This is a genomic window from Buttiauxella brennerae ATCC 51605 (assembly GCF_001654925.1).
Lineage (GTDB): Bacteria > Pseudomonadota > Gammaproteobacteria > Enterobacterales > Enterobacteriaceae > Buttiauxella > Buttiauxella brennerae.
Genome location: NZ_LXER01000017.1, coordinates 415,379 through 440,438, shown reverse-complemented (window position 1 = coordinate 440,438; position 25,060 = coordinate 415,379). Strand labels below are relative to the sequence as shown.

Below are 25,060 nucleotides of genomic sequence, written 5' to 3'. Positions count from 1 at the left end.
TTGCCTGGTCATCAATTGATAACAGCATGAATCTGAAGCTGCATTTTGAATACCAGCAGTTTTAAGGAATAAGAGAATGTACACAAGCGCACCTTTCTTTGCTGTGTTATTTGCCAGTTCGCTCCTTTTTACAGCAGCTAACCGTCTGTTGGGCAACCGCCTGACTTATGCGTCACTGTTTTCTGCTTTTGCGCTGTTTGCCGTATGGGGATATGTCTTCAAAAGCCAGATCACTATTCCCATTTTAATGTTTGGTTATTTGTATACCATCGCCACATTAAAAGACAAAACATGGCTTAAAACCTGGCAATCAGTCATCTTGAGTTTGCTGCCACTGATACTGGTAAAACTACATTTAAATAACCACTGGGGTATGCTCGGGTTGTCATTTATGACCTTCAGAGCGGTAGATGTTTTACTCTATCGCAACAAGAAAGACTCCCGTAATTTCTTCCAGTATTTTAGCTATCTCTTTTTACCTTTCATTATTCTGGCGGGGCCGATGTACCGCTGGCGTAGTTGGGTACAGGATATTTCTAAACCCAATTTTCGCCTCACGACTGCGGTTTTTTTGCAGTCAATGGAGCAAATATTCTATGGCATCGTGCAGAAGTTTCTGTTTGCGATGCTGATTGATAATTTCATTATCAGCCACTGGAGTCACCGTCCAGTTACCTTGACGGTTTGGGTGGTGATGTCGCTGGCCTATAGCTTTTATCTTTATTTCGATTTTGCCGGCTACAGCAATATGGCGATTGGTGCAGGGCGTTTGTTCGGGCTCAATCTTCCCGCCAACTTTAACCTGCCGTTACTGGCAAAGAACCCGCAGGATTTCTGGCGCAGGTTTCATATTAGCCTGTCGGAATGGCTTCGTGATGTGGTCTTTATGCCGATTTATATGAATCTGATGAAGATAGATTTCTTCAGAAACCATAAAGTCACGGCACAAAACATCGGTATTTTTTGCACATTATTTTGTATGGGCGCCTGGAATGGCCTCGAGCTTAATTATGTTGTCAGTGGTGCATTGTTCGGCGGTATTTCCGTTATCCACAATATGATTCTTTGGCTTGCAAAGCGTAGCCCACGAATGACCAGCTGGTTACAAAAACCACTGATTGTCCTGACGGGGCGGGTTTTAACCTTAGCAAGTGCGGCAGTCTCTCTTTATATTTTTAGTGGAATGTCTCCAGTATGATTAATAATTCTGATTTACAACAACTCAATGATTATCTGCAGGCGGTTTTACTTGAACCACAAAACGGTCACCAATTAGCAATCACTGGCAGTGATAATAGCCTGACCTGGCAGGAGCTCAGCTCAGCCGTAGTTGACTGGAAGGCGCGCTTCGCCGGGCTAAATTTATCCCCAAATATACCCATTGTCCTTTATGGTCACCAGCAAGCGGAATTTGCCTGCGCTATTTATAGCTGCCTGCTCAATAACATTCCTTATATCCCGGTGGATAATATCTACCCGGCAGAACGCCTGAAAGAGATCTGTGAATTAGCCAGTGCGCCTTACTATTATGATGTCAGGCTGCGTTGTTTTGTGGCGACCGGTATCGAGGCTCAAGAACTGGAACAGCAGGATTTAGCCTACATTATGTTTACCTCAGGCAGTACGGGTAAACCAAAAGGGGTGCAGATTGGCCGTGAAAGTGTATGGAATTTCATGCTGTGGGTGCGCAGTGATTTTTCTCTGCCTGAAACCCCGGTGCTGATGAACCATGCGGTATTTAGCTTCGATCTGTCTTTAATTCCACTGCTGGGAAACCTTGCGACTGGCGGGCATATCGTTCTTAACGCAAAAGAGGATATCGCAGCTGAAAACTGGCTGGCGACGTTAAAGCAGAAAAAGGTTTCTGCCTGGGTTTCGACCCCTTCTTTTGCATATCAAAAACTGCTACTTCCCGAATTTCGTGCTGAATATTTAACGGACCTGAAAGTCTTTATTTTTATCGGTGAAGTTCTCAGTAAAGCACTGGTAAAGCATCTACGTCGTCTTTTTCCTGAAGCCAAAATACTCAATTCTTATGGCCCGACGGAAGCGACCATTGCCACGACGGTCGTTGAAATCAGCGATGAAATGCTTAAAAGCGAATGTGATCTTCTGCCAATTGGCCAGATGATGCCGCATTCTGAAATGGAAATAACCGCAGATAATGAATTAATTATTTGGGGTAAGAACGTCATGCGTGGCTATCTCGGGTTGGCGAAAGAAAATAGCGAGAAACTGTTATGGAATGAGAGCAAACAGTGGCGTGGCTATAAAACGGGCGATCTTGGGCGTATTAATAAAGAGCATTTATATTGCCAGGGGCGCAACGATAGCCAGATTAAAATGAACGGTTATCGCATTGAAATTCATGAAATCGAAAACCGCCTGTTAGCGCTTTCAGGAATTAGCGAAGCGGTTGTGTTACCGCTGACGAAAAAAGACGGGGCCGTTCTGCGTCTTGCTGCTTTTTGTTCTTCATCGCTTTCTGAGAAAGAGATCAAAGCTAATCTCACCAAAACGTTACCGTCTTATATGGTGCCATCTCAGATTGTCGTCATGGACATATTACCTCTCAACCCTAACGGGAAGATTGACCGCAAATTACTCGATGCGCAGGCTCGTACCTGTTGATAATCTAAGGAATAAAAATGGAACAGAAAGTTTTAGCATTATTTGAAAACGTATTGTCGCGCAAAGTGGGTTTCCAGGATGAGCTGATTGAATCCGATATCCTTGACTCTATTACAGCAGTTGATGTGGTTCTTGAAGTCCAGGCTGAGTTTGGCTGTGCCATTCCACCAACGGATGTGGCGACAGTGTTGAAGACACCAGCAACGTTGGCTGCGTGGCTTGAAGAAAACGCCTGAAGACGAGATTTACTACTTTATGGCCCCGGCGTTTTGCTGGGGCTTTTTTTATTTTAATGATTTAAACGTGTTAGGCTCTCTTTAAACACTGGAGGGTAGTATGGGTATCACAGACAAAGAGCTTTACGATGAGATGTGCCGCGTAGTTGGGAAAGTGGTACTGGAGATGCGAGACCTTGGCCAGGAGCCAAAACACGTTGTCATAGCGGGTGTGGTCAGAGCAATGTCTGCCAACAGTAAGATTGAACGTTCGGCACTGACCAGTGCTGCAATGAACGAAGTCATTCGCGCGCTTGGGTTTGCGGCGAAGTAAGTAAGGCCGGGGTCCGGCCTTACTTCACATTTTTACGGTTTACGCGCGACCAACACTGCTCGCAGTGGGGCAGGGTAACCTTCAATAGTCTTGTTGCTATCGTTCGGATCGAGGAAATCGGCCAGTGATTCGGTCGTCAGCCAGCTGGTGCGGCGCTGTTCTTCGCTGGTGGTATAGCAATGATCGACGATTTTCACATCAACAAAGCCACATTTCTCAAGCCAGTTTTTCAACGCCAGAGCAGATGGGATGTAATAGACGTTGCGCATCTGCGCATAACGTTCACCCGGCACCAGCACGGTGTTCTCATCGCCTTCCACAACCAGCGTTTCCAGCACCAGTTCGCCATCTTTAGCTAACTGATTTTTAAGCTGATAAAGGTGGTCCAACGGTGAGCGGCGGTGATACAACACGCCCATAGAGAACACGGTATCGAAGATATTAAGTTCCGGGAGTTGTTCAATGCCCAGCGGCAACACATGCGCGCGTTGGTCGTTGCCCAGCAGTTTACGCACAGCCTCAAACTGGCAAACGAACAGCTGCATTGGGTCGATACCCACAGCTAAATGCGCGCCTGCGCCAATCATACGCCACAGGTGATAGCCGCTACCGCAGCCGACATCCAGAATTGTGCGCCCGGTGAGTGGAGAAATGTGCGGTAAAACACGATCCCATTTCAGGTCGGAACGCCATTCGGTGTCGATGTCTACGCCATACAGCGAATACGGCCCTTTGCGCCATGGCATCAGGTTACGCAATAACTTTTCAATCCCCAGACGTTGCCCGTCGCTGAGTGGCGTTTCAGATTCAGCGGTAACGCTATGCAATAAATCCAGGCGATACGGTGCCAGTTCTGGCAGGTATTCAACGGTGTTGTACCAGTGTTTGAACTGGCCGTGCAGATTCTCGCGCTGCCAGGTGGCAATTTGCGCAGGAAGCGTTTCCAGCCAAGGAGCCAGCGGGCTTTTAGCGATAAGCTGATAAAAATTACCAAAGTCGATCATGCAGACGTTCCTGATTTCAGTGCAACCAAAGAGCCAAAGTTAAAGCACTGGAACCATAATTCTGCGTGGTCAAATCCGGCTTGTTTGAGGCGTTTTTTATGTGTTTCGACAGAGTCGGTGAGCATGACATTTTCCAGCATGCTGCGTTTTTGGCTGATTTCCAGCTCGCTATAGCCGTTCGCACGTTTAAAATCGTGGTGCATATTGAACAGCAATTCACCGACTTCACCATCTTCAAAACTGAATTTTTCCGACAGCACTAACGCGCCACCTGGGTTCAGGCCCCGATAGATTTTTTCCAGCAGCAGTTTACGATCATCAGGCTCAAGGAATTGCAGCGTGAAATTCAGCACCACCATCGAGGCATTTTCGATAACGATATCGCGGATATCGCCTTCGATAACATCAACTGGGGTTTGCGCTTTAAACGCGTCAAGATGGCGACGGCAGCGCTCGACCATAGCAGGGGAGTTATCTACCGCGATAATTTTACAATTGTCGTGCTGGATATTACGACGCACGGATAACGTTGCCGCGCCAAGCGAACAGCCAAGGTCATAAACCTGGCTGCCCGGAGCGACAAAGCGCTCCGCCAGCATGCCAATCATCGAAATGATATTGGAGTAGCCCGGCACCGATCGTTGAATCATATCGGGGAAGACTTCAGCCACGCGTTCGTCAAAGGTCCAGTCACCTAATTGGGCGATTGGGGCTGAAAACAATGTATCGCGGTCAGACATAATGTTAAATCCGGAAATTCGAAATTTCGAAAGGGGCATATTTTGCGTTAATGCAGCGAGAAAACCAACTCCCATGGCATATACCATAGGTTGGCGAGCACCATCAGGATCAAAGAAGACCAGGTGGCACTCATACCCGAGCGACGCCAGCGAATTAAACGATGATGGAAACCGTGTGCGTGCATCAGGCGACCAGCAATGAGCAGCAGCCCACAAACATGCACCATCCAGGTTTCAGCGCCGTTCATTTCCATCAATAATAAAAGCAGCAACGCGACAGGAATATATTCCACTGCATTACCATGAATTCTAATTGCGCTCTGTAGTTCGCTAAAACCACCGTCACCATAAGAGACGCGGTACTGCAAACGCATACGAACAACATCAAACGAGAACTTAATTAACAACAAAGCACCCAACACGGCGTAGAGCGCGCTTACCATACCCACATCCTTTAGAGATAGTACCAGCACCGCCTATGATAGCAGTGCAACCTGTTAACTGTCGCTATTACTAAAATAGTGAGTTTTGTTTTGGGATCGCAGGTTCGTTGCCAACCGCCGGAAAAGCCTGTTGCAAGCCCGGCCATAACGCATGAACCAGGTCCTGCACCTGGCCAATATCTGGGGTATGCAAGAACAGGTAGGGCGTAGTGTTTTGTGCCCATTTAGACAGGGTTTTTAGCCAGACATCAAAAAACAGCTGATTTTGCTGCATGTCGTTGCTGCCGATAAATCGCACTAACGGATTGTTCGCGGTAACCAGAGCATGAACCGGCACTTTCGGCTTTTTACGTTGCGCGTCACGAATGGCTTCGTTATCAGGTTTTGCGCTATGGACCGGGCGGCTGTCGAGGATCACGCGGTTAACGCCACGCTGATGCAAACCTCTGTTTAAGGCTTGTTCGCCAGCACTTTTATCAAAGAATGAAGCGTGGCGAACTTCGACACCGTAGGTGAAATCTTTCGGCAACGCGTCGAGGAAATTCCACAGCGCAGGTAAATCAGCCGGCCCAAAGGCCGCCGGAAGCTGTAACCAGTATTGCCCGATGCGGTTTGCAAGCGGCGACATGCGGTCAAGAAATTCGGCGGTCAGGTCACCGCACTGGCGAAGTGCTGCCTTATGGGAAATGGTTGCCGGGAATTTAAAGCAGAAACGAAAGTCGTCATCGGTCATATTGTGCCAGCGCGACACCGTTTCTGCTTTGGGTAGGGCATAGAGCGTGGTGTTGCCTTCCACACAATTAAAATGGCGAGCGTAATCTTCAAGAGAAGTTATGCCAAGGCGCACCCAATGCGGATGCGACCATTGCGGAAGGCCGATATATATCATTCTACCCGTTATCCTTCGAGCTGTAGGGGTGTTGACTGCGTTCGCTTACCCGAATCACTTACTTCAGTAAGCTCGTCGGGATAATCTCCCTTGTCGCCTACCTACAACTCGGATGATATAGGGTAGAAACGAGGTCAATTAAAAAGCAGTAATAATTTCTTCAGTGCTACGAACACGGCCAATACGCGGGAAGATATTCGTCATGCTGCCCTGGTGTTGTTCGCTGCTGGCCGCACTACAGGCATCTTCGGCAACGACCAGGTTAAAGCCCAGTTCCCACGCGTTACGCGCAGTGGACTCCACGCCGATATTGGTAGAAATACCGCACAGCACAATGGTATCAATGCCACGGCGGCGTAACTGAAGTTCTAAATCCGTGCCGTAGAATGCGCCCCACTGGCGTTTAGTCACTTCAATATCACTCTCTTTTTTACCCAGCGCTTGTGGGTAAACCCACCAGTTTTCAGGCAGAGCATGTGCGCCCGCTTGTGCATCAACAGGCTGCTTGAGTGCTTCAGCAAAATCTTTTGACCAGCCCACGCGGACCATGATTACCGGCGCACCCTTCGCGCGGAATTTTTCAGCAAGCTTTGCCGAACGAGCCACCACATCCTGTGCACTGTGCGGGCCGCCCGCAAATGGCAGGATGCCTTCCTGCAAATCAATCACAACCAGCGCGGTTCGGGAAGAATTCAGTTCTAACATTCGGTGACTCCGGGTCAAAATGAGGTTATCGCGTAATACCTTACGACGGAACATGAGCGCGATAGTTTACATATTTTGTTAATTTTTGTGAGTTTTACCAGAACAAGGCGCTTTCAAACACGCCAGTCAGTCGTATCGGGCTTATCGCGGGGCATTATTTCCAGTATAATAACCCCCTTTTTTATCAATAGATGACAGACAAAAATAGTGGCCACCGTTGCAGGTAGTGGACAGTGAGCGGCTAATTTAAGGGATATCTCATGCGTACAGTATATTGCGGGCAGCTCAATCAATCCCATGTGGGACAACAAGTAACACTGTGTGGTTGGGTCAATCGTCGTCGTGACCTCGGTAGCCTTATCTTTATTGATATGCGCGATCGCGAAGGCATCGTGCAGGTGTTTTTCGATCCAGACCGTCAGGACGCGTTCCAGCTTGCTTCCGAACTGCGTAATGAGTTCTGCATTCAAATCACCGGCACCGTGCGCCCGCGTGACGAAAAAAACATCAACAAAGATATGGCAACTGGTGCAGTGGAAGTGTTCGCAACCGACCTGACCATCATCAACCGTTCAGAAGCACTGCCGCTTGACTCTAACCACGTCAACACCGAAGAAGCGCGTCTGAAATTCCGTTACCTGGACTTGCGCCGCCCGGAAATGGCAAACCGCCTGAAGACGCGTGCGAAAATCACCAGCTTCGTGCGTCGCTTTATGGATGACCACGGTTTCCTTGATATCGAAACCCCAATGCTGACCAAAGCCACACCGGAAGGCGCGCGTGACTACCTGGTGCCGAGCCGTGTGCATAAAGGTAAATTCTACGCGTTGCCACAGTCTCCACAGCTGTTCAAACAGCTGCTGATGATGTCTGGCTTTGACCGTTACTATCAGATTGTTAAGTGCTTCCGTGACGAAGACTTGCGTGCTGACCGTCAGCCAGAATTTACCCAGATCGATGTTGAAACCTCCTTCATGTCTGCACCACAAGTGCGTGAAGTGATGGAAAAACTGGTTCGTGACCTGTGGCTTGATGTGAAAAGCGTTGACCTGGGCGATTTCCCGATCATGACTTTCGCTGAAGCGGAGCGTCGTTACGGTTCTGACAAACCAGACCTGCGTAACCCAATGGAGCTGGTGGACGTTGCTGACCTGCTCAAAGACGTTGAGTTTAAAGTGTTCGCGGGCCCGGCAAATGATGCTAAAGGCCGCGTTGCTGCACTGCGAGTGCCAGGTGGCGCACAGTTAAGCCGTAAACAGATTGACGACTACGGCAAGTTCATTGAGATTTACGGCGCGAAAGGGCTGGCTTACATCAAAGTGAATGAGCGTGCTAAGGGCATCGAGGGCATCACCAGCCCGGTAGCTAAATTCCTGAACGCAGAAATCGTTGAAGCGATTCTGACCCGTACTGGCGCACAAGACGGCGACATGATCTTCTTCGGCGCAGATAACAAGAAAGTGGTTGCTGATGCGCTTGGCGCACTGCGTCTGAAAATCGGTAAAGATCTGAGCATCACCGATGAAAAAGCCTGGGCACCGTTGTGGGTTATCGACTTCCCAATGTTTGAAGACAACGGCGAAGGTGGCCTGACCGCAATGCACCACCCGTTCACCGCGCCGAAAGATATGTCACCAGAAGAACTGGCGGCCGATCCGGAAGCTGCGGTTGCGAACGCATACGATATGGTTATCAACGGTTATGAAGTGGGCGGCGGTTCCGTGCGTATCCACAACGGCCAGATGCAGCAGACTGTGTTCGGTATTCTGGGTATCGCTGAAGAAGACCAGCGCGAGAAATTCGGCTTCCTGCTCGACGCCCTGAAATACGGTACACCACCGCATGCAGGCCTGGCATTTGGTCTGGATCGCCTGACTATGCTGTTGACCGGCACCGACAACATCCGTGATGTTATCGCGTTCCCTAAAACAACCGCAGCAGCATGCCTGATGACTGAAGCACCAAGCTTTGCAAACCCAACAGCGTTGACTGAGCTGGGTATTGCCGTGCTGAAAAAGGCTGAGAAAGAATAAATGGCCTCCGTACACGCAATCATTCGTGTTGCATCGAGGCGGCAACTGAGTGAATTCCCATGAGCATAGATAACTATGTGAGTGGGATGAATGAAGGCAGCCAACAAAGAGGCAACGTGAAGGATAAAGTGTACAAGCGTCCCGTTTCGGTACTGGTAGTGATTTTCGCTAAAGACACCGGACGGGTGCTCATGTTACAGCGGCGCGATGATCCTGAATTCTGGCAGTCGGTTACCGGCAGCATAGAAGAGGGTGAAACCGCGCTGTATGCTGCACAGCGTGAAGTAAAGGAAGAGGTCGATATTGATGTTGTCTCAGAGCAACTGGCCTTGATTGACTGCCAACGCTGTGTGGAATTCGAGATTTTTACACATTTACGTCATCGCTATGCGCCGGGAATTACGCGCAATACGGAATATTGGTTCTGTCTTGCGCTGCCAAACGAACAGCCGATTACCATTTCGGAACATCTGGCATGGGAATGGACAGACGCACAAGCTGCGGCTGCTATGACCAAGTCGTGGAGCAACCGGCAAGCGATTGAAGAGTTTGTAATTAATGCTGCCGCAAGGTAGCCATTTTGGAGATATTTTTATGGCAGGTCATAGTAAGTGGGCCAACACAAAGCACCGCAAAGCAGCGCAAGATTCCAAACGCGGTAAAATTTTCACCAAAATTATCCGTGAGTTGGTAACCGCAGCCCGTTTGGGCGGTGGTGATCCGGGTTCTAACCCGCGTCTGCGTGCAGCCATTGATAAAGCGTTATCCAACAACATGACGCGTGACACCTTAAACCGTGCAATCGCACGTGGTGTGGGTGGTGATGAAGACGCCAACATGGAAACCATCATTTATGAAGGTTACGGTCCTGGCGGTTCAGCAGTCATGGTTGAATGTCTGAGTGACAACCGTAACCGTACCGTGGCAGAAGTGCGCCATGCGTTCAACAAATGCGGTGGTAATCTGGGAACTGATGGCTCTGTTGCTTATCTGTTCACCAAAAAAGGCGTTATCTCTTATGCTCCTGGCAAAGACGAAGACACCCTGATGGAAGCCGCTCTTGAAGCTGGCGCTGAAGATGTTGTTGCATACGACGATGGCGCAATTGACGTGTTCACTGCCTGGGAAGAGATGGGGGCAGTACGTGATGCACTGGAAGCCGCAGGGCTTAAAGCAGACGAAGCCGAAGTTTCCATGATCCCATCTACCAAAGCAGATATGGATGCAGAAACTGCACCGAAACTGATGCGCCTTATCGACATGTTGGAAGACTGCGATGACGTGCAAGAGGTTTATCACAACGGCGAGATCTCTGACGAGGTTGCGGCAACTCTGTAATGGTGTTGCCTGAAACCGTACATCTGTTTATGAGGAACGCGTGATGACGATTATTCTCGGCATCGACCCGGGGTCACGCGTTACCGGTTATGGTGTCATTCGCCAGACTGGTCGGCAGCTCACCTATTTAGGTAGCGGCTGTATTCGTACTCAGGTTACCGACTTACCCTCGCGTTTGAAGCTTATCTACGCGGGGGTGAGCGAAATCATCACTCAGTTCCAGCCAGAATATTTCGCCATTGAATCCGTGTTTATGGCGAAGAATGCCGATTCTGCACTGAAACTCGGTCAGGCGCGCGGCGCGGCCATTGTTGCTGCTGTAAATCATGATTTGCCGGTGTTTGAGTATGCGGCTCGTCAGGTTAAACAGACGGTCGTTGGCATCGGTAGTGCCGAGAAAAGCCAGGTTCAGCATATGGTACGCACTTTGTTGAAACTCTCGGCCAACCCACAAGCGGATGCGGCCGATGCGCTGGCCATTGCTATCACGCATTGCCATGTGACGCAGAACTCGATGCAGATGAGCGATTCGCGGCTTAACCTGGCGCGGGGACGGCTCAAGTAATTAAGGCTGGATATTTATCCAGCCTTTTTTGTATGATAGGCAAAATTTTTGGCATAACCGCTAAACGCAGGAGCAGATTGTGATTGGACGACTCAGAGGCATCATCCTGGAAAAACAGCCACCGCTGGTATTAATGGAAGTGGGCGGCGTTGGATATGAAGTACACATGCCAATGACTTGCTTCTATGAATTACCGGAAATCGGTAAAGAAGCGGTGGTGTTTACCCAGTTTGTGGTGCGTGAAGACGCGCAACTGCTCTACGGTTTTAATAACAAACAAGAACGAACCCTGTTCCGCGAGCTGATCAAAGTGAATGGTGTTGGCCCGAAACTTGCGTTGGCTATCCTCTCTGGTATGTCGGCACAGCAGTTCGTTAATGCTGTTGAACGCGAAGAAATTGGCTCATTAGTTAAGTTGCCAGGTGTAGGTAAGAAGACTGCCGAGCGCTTGATTGTCGAAATGAAAGACCGCTTTAAAGGCATGCATGGCGACCTGTTTACTCCGGCGTCAGATTTGGTGCTGACCGCTCCAGAAAGTGGCGCAACAGACGACGCCGAATCAGAAGCGGTTGCGGCGCTAGTATCGCTGGGCTATAAACCACAAGAAGCCAGCCGCATGATCAGCAAAGTCGGCAAAGCCGGTGCCGATTGTGAAACCCTGATCCGCGAAGCATTACGCGCAGCACTTTGAAGCCCCTTGAGGTAGATGAAGGATGATTGAAGCAGACCGTCTGGTTTCTCCAGATACTATCACCCCTGATGAGTTAATTGACCGCGCGATTCGCCCGCGTTTTCTGGCGGATTACGTCGGCCAACCGCAGGTACGCTCGCAGATGGAAATTTTCATCCAGGCGGCAAAACTGCGTGGGGATGCGCTCGATCATCTGTTAATTTTTGGCCCGCCAGGGTTGGGTAAAACCACACTGGCGAATATCGTTGCCAACGAAATGGGCGTGAACCTGCGAACCACTTCCGGTCCTGTGCTGGAAAAAGCAGGGGATCTGGCGGCGATGCTGACCAACCTTGAACCGCATGACGTGTTGTTCATTGATGAAATCCACCGTCTTTCACCGGTTGTGGAAGAAGTGCTGTATCCGGCAATGGAAGATTACCAACTCGATATTATGATTGGTGAAGGCCCGGCCGCACGCTCAATCAAAATTGATTTGCCACCCTTTACTCTGATTGGTGCAACTACCCGTGCCGGTTCTCTGACATCTCCACTGCGTGACCGTTTCGGCATTGTGCAGCGCCTCGAGTTTTATCAGGTCGCTGATTTGCAGCACATTGTTGGCCGCAGTGCGAGCGTGCTGGGGCTGGAGATGAGCGAGGAGGGTGCGTTAGAAGTGGCGCGTCGTGCGCGTGGGACTCCGCGTATTGCTAACCGTCTGCTGCGTCGTGTGCGTGACTTTTCGGAAGTCAGACATGATGGCACCATTAATGGTGACATAGCGTCGCAAGCACTGGATATGCTCAACGTTGATACCGAAGGGTTTGACTATATGGACCGCAAATTATTGCTGGCGGTGATAGACAAGTTCCTTGGTGGCCCGGTCGGGCTGGACAACCTCGCGGCGGCAATTGGCGAGGAGCGTGAAACGATTGAAGATGTACTGGAACCCTTCCTGATCCAGCAGGGCTTTTTGCAACGAACTCCACGTGGGCGTATCGCAACGCCAAGAGCCTGGACTCACTTTGGGATTATACCGCCAGCTCAGCCTTGAAACCGGACAGTTCCCTCTCCTTGGGGAGAGGGTGAGGGGCAGTCGGTATCCACTTTAGATATTATGCAGCCTGCTTCTTCGCCATACTCAGAACAAACAACACCGCCGAACTCAGTACCACTGAAGGCCCGGCAGGTGTGTCATAGAATGCTGAGAACGTTAGCCCACCTGTTACTGAAAGCATCCCGATAATCACAGCAAAGCCAGCCATTTGTTCAGGCGTGCGTGCAAAGCGGCGCGCCGTTGCCGCAGGAATAATCAGCAACGAAGTAATAATCAGCGCACCAACGAACTTCATAGCCACACCAATCGTCAACGCTGTCACCAGCATCAGCAACATCTTCACCCGTTGCAGATTAACCCCGTCCACATGGGCAAGGTCCGGACTAATCGTCATCGACAACAGATTGCGCCATTGCCACAGCAGTACGCCAACGACCACCGCAACACCCAATGCAATAGAGATAATATCCGGCATGGTGACCGATAGTAGATCGCCAAACAGATAGGCCATCAAATCGACGCGCACGTTAGACATTAAGCTGACCACAACCAGGCCGAGCGACAATGCGCTGTGCGCCATAATCCCGAGCAAGGTATCTAACGCCAAATGTGGGCGTTTTTCGAGCCACACCAGACCTAACGCCAGCATCAAGGTGACCGCAATCACGGCATAAAATGGGTTTACATTGAGCAGCAGGCCGAAAGCGACGCCTAATAAAGAAGCGTGGGCGAGGGTATCACCAAAGTAGGACATCCGACGCCAGACCACGAATGAGCCGAGCGGGCCAGCAGCACACGCCAGCAAAATCCCGGCAAGCCAGCCGGGCAACAACAATTCAATCATGACTGGCCATTCCCTCTGCGCAGAACGATACGTCCGGTAAGATCGTGACGATGATTATGGTGGTGTCGATAAATCCCTAACTGCTCTGCACCACGCGCACCAAACATAGAAATAAATTCCGGATGCATAGACACCACTTCTGGCGTGCCAGAACAGCAAATATGGTGATTCAGGCACAGCACATCATCGGTTTTCGCCATCACCAAATGCAGGTCGTGAGAAACCATCATCACTGCGCAATTCAGCTCTTGGCGCAATTGATCAATCAGGTTATACAGAGCCAGTTGCCCGTTAACATCAACGCCCTGAGTGGGTTCGTCAAGCACCAATAACTGCGGCTGATTTAACAATGCACGGGCCAGCAGAACGCGTTGATTCTCGCCGCCAGAGAGTTTTTGCATCGGCGCTTCAATCAGATGTGCCGCCTGAACGCGTTTTAAGGCGGGCAGGATATCGGATTTTTTCACCCCCGGACGCAGGCGCATAAACCGGCTAACGGTTAAAGGCAGGGTGGCATCCAGATGTAGTTTTTGCGGCACATAACCAATTCGCAGGTCGCGGTCTCGCTTGATAACGCCTTCATCAGGTGCTACCAGGCCCAGTACCACTCGGACAAGCGTTGATTTTCCTGCACCGTTTGGCCCAAGCAGCGTCAGAATGCGACCCGGTTTGAGATCGAGTGAAATATCAGACAGCACACGGCGTTGCCCGAAAGAAACAGAGATATTTTCCAGTGATACCAGATTTGTCATGACAATTTCAGGGGTTGCAGAAGTTAGCGGATGTTATAATATCACACATCTCATATTCATAACGATGAAAAGTCGCATTATGTTACATAAAAACTCATTTCTTTGCGCAGCTTTAACAACTGCTTTTCTGGGTGCCGCTGCTGTACCGGCACAGGCCGCTGTAGTCGCCTCTATTAAACCGTTAGGTTTTATTGCTGCAGCGATTGCTGATGGCGTCACACCGACTGAAGTTTTACTGCCAGATGGCGCTTCTGAGCATGATTATGCACTTCGTCCGTCTGATGTAAAACGCTTACAAAGCGCGGACTTAGTCGTGTGGGTCGGTCCAGAAATGGAAGCGTTCATGCAGAAGTCAGTTAGCCAATTAGCTGAACAAAAACAAGTGCAACTGGCCGCTTTACCAGGCGTACAACCCTTGCTCATGAAGGGGAGTGACGACGATGGTGATAGTCACGAAGGACATGACCATTCAGCCGAAAATAGTGACAAAGATCACCATCACGGTGAATACAACATGCATATTTGGCTTTCGCCAGAGGTGGCGCGGCTGTCAGCGGTTGCAATCCACGATAAATTAGTGGAACTTATGCCCCAAAATAGAGCCAAACTTGACGCCAACTTGCAAAGTTTCGAGTTAGGATTAGCCAACATCGATAAGCAAGTTGGTAGCGTGCTCGCGCCCCTCAGAGGAAAAGGGTATTTCGTTTTTCACGACGCCTATGGCTACTTTGAAAAACATTACGGTCTAACGCCACTTGGTCACTTTACCGTAAACCCAGAAATCCAACCTGGTGCGCAGCGTTTACATGACATCAAAACACAGTTGGTTGAGCAAAAAGCCGTGTGCGTTTTTGCTGAGCCGCAGTTCAGGCCAGCAGTAATTAATGCCGTAGCCCGTGGCACTAACGTTCGAAACGGAACGCTGGACCCACTGGGGATTGAAGTCAAGCTCGGCAAAAACAGCTATATGCAGTTTTTGAACGGGCTTGCGAACCAATATGCGAGCTGCCTGAAAGGAGATTAATGAGGAAGTGAATACGTGCAACAGATAGCCCGCTCTGTCGCCCTGGCATTCGACAATTTGTCCCGGCCCCACCGCGTTATGCTGGGGTCTCTTACAGTACTTACACTTGCGGTCGCTGTCTGGCGGCCGTACGTGTATCACCCTGAAGCCAGCCCGGTAATCAAAACCATTGAGCTTGAAAAAAACGACATTCGCTCGTTACTTCCGGAAGCCAGTGAACCCTTAGATCAGTCTCCCGATGCGGAAGACGACACCATTCCACAAGATGAGCTGGACGATAAAACCGCGGGTGAAACCGGGGTGCACGAATACGTGGTATCGACCGGTGATACGCTCAGCAGCATTCTGAACCAGTACGGCATTGACATGGGCGATATCAGCCAGCTTGCCACGGTGGATAAAGACCTGCGTAACCTGAAAATCGGCCAACAGATCTCCTGGACGCTGAACGATGATGGCGAATTGCAGCGTCTGACATGGGAAATGTCGCGCCGTGAAACGCGCACTTATGACCGTTCAGGTAGCACCTTCAAACTCAGCAGCGAAATGCAGCAAGGCGAGTGGGTCAACAATGTCATGAAAGGCACTGTTGGCGGCAGTTTCGTTAGTAGCGCAAAAGATGCCGGTTTAACCACTGCTGAAATCAGTGCGGTTATCAAAGCGATGCAGTGGCAGATGGACTTCCGAAAACTGAAGAAAGGCGATGAGTTCTCAGTGCTGATGTCCCGTGAAATGCTCGAAGGTAAACGCGAACAAAGCCAACTGGTTGGCGTGCGCCTGCGCAGCAGCGGTAAAGATTATTACGCTATTCGTGCTGATGACGGCAAATTCTATGACCGTAACGGCTCGGGTCTTGCGAAAGGCTTTATGCGTTTCCCAACAGCCAAGCAGTTCCGCATCTCTTCAAACTTTAACCCGCGCCGCTTAAACCCGGTAACCGGGCGAGTGGCACCGCATAAAGGTGTCGACTTTGCGATGCCGCAAGGTACGCCAGTGCTTGCGGTGGGTGATGGTGAAGTGGTGATGGCAAAACGTAGCGGTGCAGCGGGGTATTTTGTCGCTATCCGTCACGGTCGCACCTACACCACACGCTATATGCACCTGAAGAAACTGTTGGTTCAGCCTGGTCAAAAAGTGAAACGTGGCGATCGTATTGCGCTTTCCGGCAACACCGGTCGTTCAACCGGGCCGCATCTGCATTATGAAGTGTGGGTTAACCAACAAGCGGTGAACCCATTAACCGCGAAATTACCGCGTACCGAAGGGCTGACAGGCTCGGATCGTAACGATTATCTGGCTCAGGTTCGCGAAGTGACACCACAGCTCAGTTTGAATTAATCAGACGCTGTGAACAAAGCCGGTACTCAGTGACCGGCTTTTTCTTTGTCTGAAAGGCATTACCCCGCTAAGATACTTACAAATTCATGTCATCAATGATTTGATGCCGCAGTGAGAATATGCATGGAAAAAGCAAAAAAAAGCCATAGTGAGTTTATTCCTGAATTTCAAAAGGCCTTCTTGCACCCGAAATTTTGGGGCGCCTGGTTAGGCGTGGGCGCTTTCGCAGGACTTGCATTGTTACCGCCGTCACTGCGTGACCCGTTGCTGGGCAAAGTAGGGCGTATTGCCGGGCGCTTTGGTAAAAGTGCGCGCCGTCGTGCGCAAATAAACTTGCTGTATTGCTTCCCGGAGATGCCGGAAGCTGATCGTGAAGCCGTTATCGATGAAATGTTTGCTACCGCCCCTCAAGCGATGGTGATGATGGCTGAACTGGCGATTAAAGATCCCCAAAAAGTCATGCAGCGCGTTGACTGGCACGGCAAAGAGATTATCGATGAGCTAAAGCGGCGCGAAGAAAATGTTATTTTCCTCGTACCACACGGCTGGGCGGTGGATATTCCTGCGATGCTGCTGGCCTCGCAGGGGCAGAAAATGGCGGCGATGTTCCACAACCAGGGTAACCCGCTATTTGATTACATGTGGAATACTGTGCGCCGTCGTTTTGGTGGCCGCCTGCATGCGCGTAACGACGGCATTAAACCGTTTATCAGCTCTGTGCGTCAGGGATATTGGGGATATTATCTGCCAGACCAGGATCACGGGCCCGAGCACAGTGAATTTGTCGATTTCTTTGGCACCTACAAAGCGACGTTGCCCGCGATTGGCCGACTGATGAAAGTATCTCGTGCGCGCGTTGTACCGCTGTTCCCTGTCTACAACAACAAGACACATCGCCTGGATATTCATATTCGTCCGCCGATGGATGACCTGCTTGATGCAGACGACCACACCATAGCTCGTCGCATGAATGAAGAAGTTGAAGTTTTGGTTGGGCCGAATCTTGAACAGTACACCTGGATACTGAAATTGCTCAAAACGCGCAAGGAAGGGGAGACTGAACCTTACCGCCGCAAAGAGTTGTATCCTAAGAAATAAAGAATAAGAAATAACAAAGGGGCCGATTGGCCCCTTTTGCTTTTATGCTGTGGATGGATTACTCAACACACAGAATACGCGTGGTGTTGGTGGTACCAATGGTACTCATTACATCGCCCTGGGTGACGATAACCAGGTCACCAGAAACCAGGTAACCTTTATCACGCAGCAGATTGACTGCATCGTTTGCAGCTGCAACACCGTCGCTTGGGCTATCAAAGAACACAGGCGTAACACCACGGTACAAAGAGGTGAGGTTCAGTGTACGCTCATGGCGAGACATCGCGAAGATTGGCAAACCGGAGCTGATACGTGAAGTCATCAGCGCTGTACGGCCTGACTCTGTCATAGTGATGATTGCAGTCACACCTTTCAGGTGGTTTGCTGCATACATCGCAGACATCGCAATCGCTTCTTCTGTGTTGTCGAACTGTACGTCCAGACGGTGCTTGGAAACGTTGATGCTTGGGATTTTCTCTGCGCCCAGGCAAACACGCGCCATCGCAGCAACGGTTTCAGCAGGGTATTGGCCCGCAGCCGTTTCAGCAGAAAGCATTACTGCATCGGTGCCATCAAGAACGGCGTTCGCCACGTCCATCACTTCAGCACGCGTTGGCATTGGGTTGGTAATCATCGACTCCATCATTTGAGTCGCGGTGATCACCGCACGGTTGAGCTTACGTGCACGACGAATCAGGGTCTTCTGAATGCCGACCAGTTCCGGGTCGCCGATTTCAACGCCCAGGTCACCACGGGCAACCATCACCACGTCGGAGGCCAGAATCACATCGTCCATTGCCTCTTCACTGCAAACGGCTTCGGCACGTTCCACTTTAGCGACAATTTTCGCATCACAACCCGCTTCACGCGCCAGGCGACGAGCGTAGTTCAGGTCTTCGCCACAGCGTGGGAAGGAAACCGCCAGGTAATCAACGCCGATTTTCGCAGCCGTCAGGATATCGGCTTTGTCTTTATCGGTCAGCGCTTCAGCGGACAGGCCGCCACCCAGCTTGTTGATACCTTTGTTGTTCGACAGCGGGCCACCCACGGTGACTTCGGTGAACACTTTCATGCCTTGTACTTCGAGCACTTTTAACTGTACGCGGCCATCATCAAGCAGCAGGATGTCACCGGTCACGACGTCAGCTGGCAGACCTTTATAGTCGATACCGACTTTTTCTTTGTCGCCTTCGCCTTTGCCCAGGTTGGCATCAAGCAGGAATTTGTCGCCGATGTTAAGGAAAACTTTACCTTCTTTGAAGGTAGAAACCCGAATTTTCGGCCCTTGCAGATCGCCCAGAATAGCGACATGACGCCCCAGTTTCGCTGCAATTTCACGAACTTTATCGGCACGGATCTGATGATCTTCTGCGGTGCCGTGGGAAAAGTTCATACGCACCACGTTAGCGCCAGCTGCGATAATCTTTTCCAGATTATTGTCGCGATCTGTGGCCGGGCCTAAAGTGGTAACGATTTTGGTTCTACGTAGCCGTCTGGACATGTATTACTCCGTTGACTGAAACAACTTTGGTGTTGCGTTAACAAAAGATTCGGTAAATCAGCGTGCGTTGAAAACGCAAAGCAACAACTTAACCGAATGACCTAAAAAGTTACAGCTTTGTTATAAAAACTTACTTGTTCTCGCCAGAGACAAACAGCCCCTTATCAAAACGCGATTCCTTGAGCGCTTCTTTGACTCGCTTCAAGTTATCTCTGAATTTCGCACCACGACGCAAAGTAAAGCCTGTCGCCAGCACATCAATAACCGTGAGCTGTGCAAGCCGTGACACCATTGGCATATAGATATCAGTGTCTTCAGGGACATCAAGCAATAAAGAGAGTGTCGCTTCGCGGGCCAGTGGCGAGCCTTCAGATGTTATCGCCAGCACAATGGCATCGTTTTCTCGTGCCAGTTGAGCCAGTTCAACAAGATTTTTTGTGCGCCCGGTGTGTGAGATAAGCACCACAACATCTTCTTCGCTGCAATTCATGCAACTCATGCGCTGCAGGACGACATCGTCGGAATAGATAACGGGCACATTAAAGCGAAAGAATTTATTCATCGCGTCATGCGCGACGGCGGCAGAAGATCCCAGACCAAAAAAGGCGATTTTCTTCGCCTGAGTGAGGAGGTCGACTGCGCGATTGACGGCGGCCATATCCAGCGATTGCCGTACCTGGTCAAGACTGGCCATGGCGGATTCGAAGATTTTGCCGGTATAAGCTTCAACACTATCGTCTTCGTCAACATTCCGGTTTACATAAGGAGTGCCATTAGCCAGACTTTGCGCTAAATGTAATTTAAAATCCGGGAAGCCTTTGGTTTCGAGGCGGCGGCAAAAGCGATTGACTGTCGGTTCGCTGACGTCAGCACTGCGGGCGAGAGTGGCAATGCTTGAGTGAATGGCATCTTGCGGTGCGGTTAGAATCACTTCTGCGACTTTACGTTCTGATTTGCTAAGGTGTTCCAGTTGAGACTGGATTTTGTCCAGCATATTCATAGGTGTCCGGCACTCATGGATTTTATCGATTTCAACAAATGGAGAAATCGTGGCACGATTTAGCAAGAATATACGCTTGCCCATTAGCGATTGGACAAGTTAATCAGCGTAATGATGTTGTTTTTTTTCATTACATGATCAGCGTCTAACTTTAGACATGATATACATCAACAACGAAACTTCGAAAAATTCGATTAATCGCCGTGAAATGGCACTGGTGGCCAAATCTTGTTCATGAATGCGATCAAATAATGGCTGAAGACTTACCTGAATTCAGCAAAAGCAGTACATTGTTCTGTAATTAAATTACAAACGGGCCGGTACATCCCACAATAATTCGAGCTGCAGCCAACACCCCTGCAGCTTGAAGTATGATGGGAGATCCCGGACATCCGAAACGAGGAGAAAAGACATGGCGGTAACACAGACAGCTCAGGCATGTGACCTGGTGATTTTCGGCGCAAAGGGCGACCTTGCGCGTCGGAAACTTCTGCCATCCCTGTATCAACTGGAGAAGGCAGGTCAGATCCACCCGGAGACTCGCATCCTGGGCGTGGGCCGCGCTGATTGGGATAAAGAGGCTTATACCAAAGTAGTGCGCGAAGCGATCGAAACCTTTATGAAGGAAAAGATCGACGAAAGCCTGTGGGATAAATTGAGCAGCCGTCTCGATTTTTGCAACCTGGATGTTAACGATACTGCAGCCTTTACCAAACTAGGTAAAATGCTCGATCAGCAAAATCGCGTCACCATCAACTACTTTGCGATGCCACCGAATACTTTTGGCGCAATCTGCAAAGGTCTGGGCAAGGCGAAACTCAACGCTAAACCTGCTCGTGTCGTGATGGAAAAACCGCTTGGCACCTCGCTTGCGACTTCCCAGGAAATCAACGACCAGGTTGGCGAGTATTTTGAAGAGTGCCAGGTCTATCGTATCGACCACTATTTAGGTAAAGAGACGGTACTGAACCTGCTGGCGTTGCGTTTTGCGAACTCCCTGTTTGCCAATAACTGGGATAACAAAACCATCGATCATGTGGAAATCACGGTAGCAGAAGAAGTGGGTATCGAAGGGCGCTGGGGTTACTTTGACCAGGCCGGGCAGATGCGCGACATGATTCAAAACCACTTGCTGCAAATTCTGTGCATGATTGCCATGTCTCCGCCGTCCGATCTCACCGCCGACCATATTCGCGATGAAAAAGTAAAAGTACTGCAATCCCTGCGCCGTATCGACCGTAGCAATGTGCGCGAGAAAACTGTCCGTGGCCAGTACACCGCAGGCTTTGCGCAGGGTAAAAAAGTCCCGGGTTACCTGGAAGAAGAAGGTGCGAACAAAAGCAGCAGCACCGAGACCTTTGTCGCCATCCGTGTTGATATTGATAACTGGCGCTGGGCAGGAGTCCCGTTCTACCTGCGCACCGGTAAACGTCTGCCAACCAAGTGCTCTGAAGTCGTGGTCTATTTCAAAAGCCCGCCATTGAACCTGTTCAAAGACTCCTGGCAAGATTTGCCACAGAACAAGCTCACCATCCGTCTGCAACCGGACGAAGGTGTGGATATTCAGGTGCTCAACAAAGTGCCAGGGCTTGAACACAAGCACAACCTGCAAACCACTAAGCTTGATCTGAGCTACTCCGAAACCTTCAACGAGTCACATCTGGCAGATGCTTACGAGCGCCTGTTGCTGGAAACCATGCGTGGGATTCAGGCACTGTTCGTGCGTCGTGATGAAGTGGAAGAAGCGTGGAAATGGGTCGACTCCATCACTGAGGCTTGGGCTGCGGACAACGATGCACCTAAACCTTATCAGGCTGGTACCTGGGGACCGGTGGCATCCGTGGCAATGATCACCCGTGATGGGCGTTCGTGGAACGAGTTCGAATAAATCCGCGTCATCCTTCGAGTTGCAGGGGTGTTGGCAGCGCTCTCTCACCCGAATCACTTACTTATGTAAGCTCATCGGGATTCGATCGTTTGCCGCCTACCTGCAACTCGAATGATTTAGCGGATGGAGTAGGTGTTATTTTGCAAAAACTACGTAACAAATGATTCATATTTTACCGGTAACATGATCTAACACTAAAGTGGTGCAAATTTTTTAATTTAAAAGCCCTGACTGGATTCACCAGCAGGGCTTTTTTATTTACACTAGCTGAAGCGATTTTGCCCTGATGGTATGGATTGCCGCCTCGCGAGAAGAAAATAGAGCCGGTAATGCCGACCCCCTGCCCAAAGCGACGGCAGCCACTTTATGAGGACCTGTTATGAATCCTGATTTGTTACGCGTAACAAAACGCATCGTTGAACGTTCACGCGAAACGCGTGCAACTTACCTGGCGCGCATAGAAAAAGCGAAGAGCAAAACCGTACACCGCTCAGAGCTTGCCTGCGGTAATTTGGCCCACGGTTTTGCGGCTTGCCAGCCAGAAGATAAAGCTGCGCTGAAAAGCATGCTGCGTAACAACATTGCGATCATTACGTCCTATAACGACATGCTTTCCGCGCACCAGCCGTATGAGTATTACCCTGACCAGATTCGTAAAGCGCTGCATTCCGTTGGCGCGGTAGGGCAAGTTGCAGGTGGGGTTCCGGCTATGTGTGATGGCGTGACGCAGGGGCAGGATGGTATGGAACTGTCGTTGCTCAGCCGCGAAATTATTGCGATGTCTACCGCAATTGGCCTGTCTCACAATATGTTCGATGGCGCGCTGTATCTCGGCGTGTGTGACAAAATCGTCCCGGGCTTAACCATGGCGGCGTTGTCATTTGGTCACCTCCCGGCGCTATTTGTGCCATCAGGCCCAATGGCGAGTGGCTTGCCAAATAAAGAAAAAGTACGTATTCGCCAATTGTACGCCGAAGGCAAAGTTGACCGCCTGGCATTGCTGGAGTCGGAAGCTGCGTCATACCACGCGCCGGGCACCTGTACTTTCTACGGTACAGCGAACACCAACCAGATGGTGGTTGAGTTTATGGGCATGCAGTTGCCGGGCTCTTCATTCGTTCACCCTGATGCACCGCTGCGTCATGAATTAACCGCAGCCGCAGCACGCCAGGTGACACGCCTGACCGGAAACGGCAACGAGTGGATGCCAATCGGCAAAATGATTGATGAAAAAGTGGTTGTGAACGGCATTGTTGCTTTGCTCGCAACAGGTGGCTCCACCAACCACACTATGCACCTGGTGGCGATGGCACGTGCGGCGGGGATTATCATCAACTGGGATGATTTCTCTGATCTCTCTGATGTGGTGCCATTATTGGCTCGCCTGTATCCGAATGGTCCTGCGGACATTAACCACTTCCAGGCGGCGGGCGGCGTGCCGGTATTGATGCGCGAATTGCTCAAAGGCGGTTTGCTGCATGAAGATGTCAACACCGTTGCGGGCTTTGGTCTGCATCACTACACCATGGAACCGTGGCTGGATAACGGCCAGCTGGCATGGCGTGAAGGCGCAACAACCGCGCTCGATACTGATGTTATCGCGACCTTCGAAAAACCTTTCTCTAAACATGGCGGCACGAAAGTCCTCAGCGGCAACCTGGGTCGTGCGGTAATGAAAACCTCTGCGGTGCCGGTAGAAAACCAAATTATTGAAGCGCCTGCGGTCATTTTCGAAAGCCAGCATGACGTTTTACCGGCTTTTGAAGCAGGCCATCTGGACCGTGATTGCGTGGTTGTTGTCCGCCATCAAGGGCCAAAAGCTAACGGCATGCCAGAATTACATAAACTTATGCCGCCACTTGGGGTATTATTGGACCGCTGTTTCAAAATAGCGTTAGTCACTGATGGACGGCTGTCGGGCGCTTCAGGTAAGGTGCCTTCTGCCATCCATGTTACCCCAGAAGCTTATGATGGTGGGCTACTGGCAAAAGTCCGGGACGGCGATATGATTCGCGTCAACGGGCAAACGGGTGAACTGACATTGCTGGTCGATGATGCCGAGCTGGAAAAACGCACTGCATACCACCCGGATCTCAGCGCGGATCGTGTTGGAACCGGCCGTGAACTATTTAGCGCGTTACGCGAGCAGTTATCTGGCGCGGAACAGGGCGCGACCTGCATTAAATTTTAAGGACCGGATGCAGCACTTGCTGCGCTGGAAACGAATTATAAAGTTGGTTGAAGAGGCTTGAGATGAAAAACTGGAAAACTACTGCGGAACAGATCCTGAAAACAGGACCGGTTGTCCCGGTTATCGTAATTAACAAACTGGAACACGCAGTACCAATGGCTAAAGCATTAGTTGCTGGCGGCGTGCGCGTTCTGGAAGTGACTCTGCGTACTCCATGCGCAATGGACGCAATCCGTGCAATCGCTAAAGAAGTACCAGAAGCGATTATTGGTGCGGGTACCGTTCTGAACCCAGAGCAACTGGCAGAAGTGACTGCAGCTGGCGCGCAGTTCGCCATCAGCCCAGGTCTGACCGAGCCACTGCTGAAAGCAGCAACCGAAGGCTCCATTCCATTGATCCCAGGTATCAGCACTGTTTCTGAACTGATGCTGGGTCTGGACTACGGCTTGAAAGAATTCAAATTCTTCCCGGCTGAAGCAAATGGCGGCACCAAAGCGCTGCAAGCTATCGCAGGTCCATTCTCTCAGGTTCGTTTCTGCCCAACTGGCGGTATCACACCGGCTAACTACCGTGACTACCTGGCGCTGAAAAGCGTGCTGTGTATCGGTGGTTCATGGTTGGTTCCGGCTGACGCGCTGGAAGCTGGCGATTACGATCGTATTACTACTCTCGCCCGTGAAGCTGTCGAAGGCGCGAAATAACACGTCATCCTTCGAGCCGTAGATGCGTTGGCTACGTTCACTCACCCCGGTCACATAGTTATCTATGCTCCCGGGGATTCGTTCTCTTGCCGCCTTCCT

At 50.4% G+C, this 25,060-nt stretch carries 25 protein-coding genes; 16 read left to right on the top strand and 9 right to left on the bottom strand.

The features are described from left to right. Positions 1-76 precede the first annotated feature (76 nt). The 4 genes from M975_RS10295 (at position 77) to fumD (ending at position 3,180) form a co-directional block, all read left to right on the top strand. Positions 77-1,198, top strand: coding sequence for an MBOAT family O-acyltransferase (locus M975_RS10295; protein WP_064559109.1), 1,122 nt, complete (start codon positions 77-79; stop codon positions 1,196-1,198). Next, on the top strand, positions 1,195-2,631 hold the full coding sequence (locus tag M975_RS10290) for an AMP-binding protein (protein WP_064559108.1): 1,437 nt from the start codon (positions 1,195-1,197) through the stop codon (positions 2,629-2,631). Before M975_RS10295 ends, M975_RS10290 begins: the two co-directional genes overlap by 4 nt. A 17-nt stretch (positions 2,632-2,648) precedes the next feature. Beyond that, positions 2,649-2,867, top strand: coding sequence for an acyl carrier protein (locus M975_RS10285; RefSeq protein WP_064559107.1), 219 nt, complete (start codon positions 2,649-2,651; stop codon positions 2,865-2,867). A 100-nt stretch (positions 2,868-2,967) separates the two neighbouring features. After that, complete coding sequence (gene fumD / locus M975_RS10280) at positions 2,968-3,180, top strand: fumarate hydratase FumD (protein WP_064559106.1); 213 nt, start codon at positions 2,968-2,970, stop codon at positions 3,178-3,180. Between the two features lie 32 nt (positions 3,181-3,212). Here fumD and cmoB read toward each other — a convergent pair whose 3' ends face one another. The 5 genes from cmoB to M975_RS10255 all read right to left on the bottom strand — a co-directional run bounded on the left by cmoB (position 3,213) and on the right by M975_RS10255 (position 6,961). Continuing rightward, positions 3,213-4,184, bottom strand: a complete 972-nt coding sequence (gene cmoB / locus M975_RS10275) for a tRNA 5-methoxyuridine(34)/uridine 5-oxyacetic acid(34) synthase CmoB (RefSeq protein WP_064559105.1) — start codon at positions 4,182-4,184, stop codon at positions 3,213-3,215. Beyond that, positions 4,181-4,924, bottom strand: coding sequence for a carboxy-S-adenosyl-L-methionine synthase CmoA (cmoA, locus tag M975_RS10270; RefSeq protein WP_064559104.1), 744 nt, complete (start codon positions 4,922-4,924; stop codon positions 4,181-4,183). Before cmoA ends, cmoB begins: the two co-directional genes overlap by 4 nt. 47 nt (positions 4,925-4,971) lie before the next feature. After that, the gene (locus M975_RS10265; protein WP_064559103.1) at positions 4,972-5,367 is read right to left on the bottom strand and encodes an MAPEG family protein; all 396 of its coding nucleotides are present in this window, start codon (positions 5,365-5,367) and stop codon (positions 4,972-4,974) included. A 70-nt stretch (positions 5,368-5,437) separates the two neighbouring features. After that, a complete protein-coding gene (locus tag M975_RS10260; RefSeq protein WP_064559102.1) occupies positions 5,438-6,256 on the bottom strand; it encodes a DUF72 domain-containing protein in 819 nt (272 codons plus the stop codon). A gap of 138 nt (positions 6,257-6,394) precedes the next feature. Then, complete coding sequence (locus M975_RS10255) at positions 6,395-6,961, bottom strand: hydrolase (protein WP_064559101.1); 567 nt, start codon at positions 6,959-6,961, stop codon at positions 6,395-6,397. Positions 6,962-7,221: 260 nt separating this feature from the next. Between M975_RS10255 and aspS the strand changes: the two genes are divergently transcribed. The 6 genes from aspS (at position 7,222) to ruvB (ending at position 12,621) form a co-directional block, all read left to right on the top strand. Continuing rightward, entirely contained in the window at positions 7,222-8,994 is a 1,773-nt protein-coding gene (gene aspS / locus M975_RS10250; protein ID WP_064559100.1) for an aspartate--tRNA ligase, read from the top strand. A gap of 116 nt (positions 8,995-9,110) precedes the next feature. After that, entirely contained in the window at positions 9,111-9,569 is a 459-nt protein-coding gene (gene nudB, locus M975_RS10245; RefSeq protein WP_157093366.1) for a dihydroneopterin triphosphate diphosphatase, read from the top strand. 19 nt (positions 9,570-9,588) lie between these two features. After that, a complete protein-coding gene (locus M975_RS10240; RefSeq protein ID WP_064512136.1) occupies positions 9,589-10,332 on the top strand; it encodes a YebC/PmpR family DNA-binding transcriptional regulator in 744 nt (247 codons plus the stop codon). A 43-nt stretch (positions 10,333-10,375) separates the two neighbouring features. Beyond that, positions 10,376-10,897 carry a crossover junction endodeoxyribonuclease RuvC gene (gene ruvC / locus M975_RS10235; protein WP_064559098.1) on the top strand — a complete coding sequence of 174 codons (522 nt, stop codon included), beginning with the start codon at positions 10,376-10,378 and terminating at the stop codon, positions 10,895-10,897. Positions 10,898-10,976: 79 nt separating this feature from the next. Beyond that, complete coding sequence (gene ruvA, locus M975_RS10230; protein ID WP_064511944.1) at positions 10,977-11,588, top strand: Holliday junction branch migration protein RuvA; 612 nt, start codon at positions 10,977-10,979, stop codon at positions 11,586-11,588. 22 nt (positions 11,589-11,610) lie between these two features. Then, positions 11,611-12,621, top strand: a complete 1,011-nt coding sequence (gene ruvB, locus M975_RS10225; RefSeq protein WP_064559097.1) for a Holliday junction branch migration DNA helicase RuvB — start codon at positions 11,611-11,613, stop codon at positions 12,619-12,621. 61 nt (positions 12,622-12,682) lie between these two features. On the opposite strand, the gene znuB is transcribed toward ruvB, so the two are convergent. Beyond that, on the bottom strand, positions 12,683-13,468 hold the full coding sequence (gene znuB, locus M975_RS10220; RefSeq protein ID WP_064559096.1) for a zinc ABC transporter permease subunit ZnuB: 786 nt from the start codon (positions 13,466-13,468) through the stop codon (positions 12,683-12,685). Continuing rightward, on the bottom strand, positions 13,465-14,220 hold the full coding sequence (gene znuC / locus M975_RS10215) for a zinc ABC transporter ATP-binding protein ZnuC (protein WP_064511941.1): 756 nt from the start codon (positions 14,218-14,220) through the stop codon (positions 13,465-13,467). Before znuC ends, znuB begins: the two co-directional genes overlap by 4 nt. A 79-nt stretch (positions 14,221-14,299) precedes the next feature. Between znuC and znuA the strand changes: the two genes are divergently transcribed. The 3 genes from znuA to lpxM all read left to right on the top strand — a co-directional run bounded on the left by znuA (position 14,300) and on the right by lpxM (position 17,680). Continuing rightward, positions 14,300-15,244, top strand: a complete 945-nt coding sequence (gene znuA / locus M975_RS10210; protein WP_064559204.1) for a zinc ABC transporter substrate-binding protein ZnuA — start codon at positions 14,300-14,302, stop codon at positions 15,242-15,244. A 15-nt stretch (positions 15,245-15,259) separates the two neighbouring features. Then, positions 15,260-16,582 carry a murein DD-endopeptidase MepM gene (gene mepM, locus M975_RS10205; protein WP_074388358.1) on the top strand — a complete coding sequence of 441 codons (1,323 nt, stop codon included), beginning with the start codon at positions 15,260-15,262 and terminating at the stop codon, positions 16,580-16,582. Positions 16,583-16,705: 123 nt separating this feature from the next. Next, positions 16,706-17,680 (top strand): lauroyl-Kdo(2)-lipid IV(A) myristoyltransferase, encoded by a 975-nt coding sequence (gene lpxM, locus M975_RS10200; protein WP_064559094.1) that lies wholly within the window; start codon positions 16,706-16,708, stop codon positions 17,678-17,680. A 58-nt stretch (positions 17,681-17,738) separates the two neighbouring features. Here lpxM and pyk read toward each other — a convergent pair whose 3' ends face one another. Further along, positions 17,739-19,181, bottom strand: coding sequence for a pyruvate kinase (pyk, locus tag M975_RS10195; protein ID WP_064511938.1), 1,443 nt, complete (start codon positions 19,179-19,181; stop codon positions 17,739-17,741). Between the two features lie 130 nt (positions 19,182-19,311). After that, positions 19,312-20,181 (bottom strand): MurR/RpiR family transcriptional regulator, encoded by an 870-nt coding sequence (locus M975_RS10190; RefSeq protein WP_064511937.1) that lies wholly within the window; start codon positions 20,179-20,181, stop codon positions 19,312-19,314. A 412-nt stretch (positions 20,182-20,593) separates the two neighbouring features. On the opposite strand from M975_RS10190, the gene zwf reads away from it, so the two are divergent. The 3 genes from zwf (at position 20,594) to M975_RS10175 (ending at position 24,961) form a co-directional block, all read left to right on the top strand. Then, entirely contained in the window at positions 20,594-22,069 is a 1,476-nt protein-coding gene (zwf, locus tag M975_RS10185) for a glucose-6-phosphate dehydrogenase (protein WP_064511936.1), read from the top strand. Positions 22,070-22,448: 379 nt separating this feature from the next. Beyond that, complete coding sequence (edd, locus tag M975_RS10180; RefSeq protein WP_064559093.1) at positions 22,449-24,260, top strand: phosphogluconate dehydratase; 1,812 nt, start codon at positions 22,449-22,451, stop codon at positions 24,258-24,260. Between the two features lie 62 nt (positions 24,261-24,322). Next, positions 24,323-24,961 (top strand): bifunctional 4-hydroxy-2-oxoglutarate aldolase/2-dehydro-3-deoxy-phosphogluconate aldolase, encoded by a 639-nt coding sequence (locus M975_RS10175; RefSeq protein WP_064511934.1) that lies wholly within the window; start codon positions 24,323-24,325, stop codon positions 24,959-24,961. Positions 24,962-25,060: the final 99 nt, after the last annotated feature.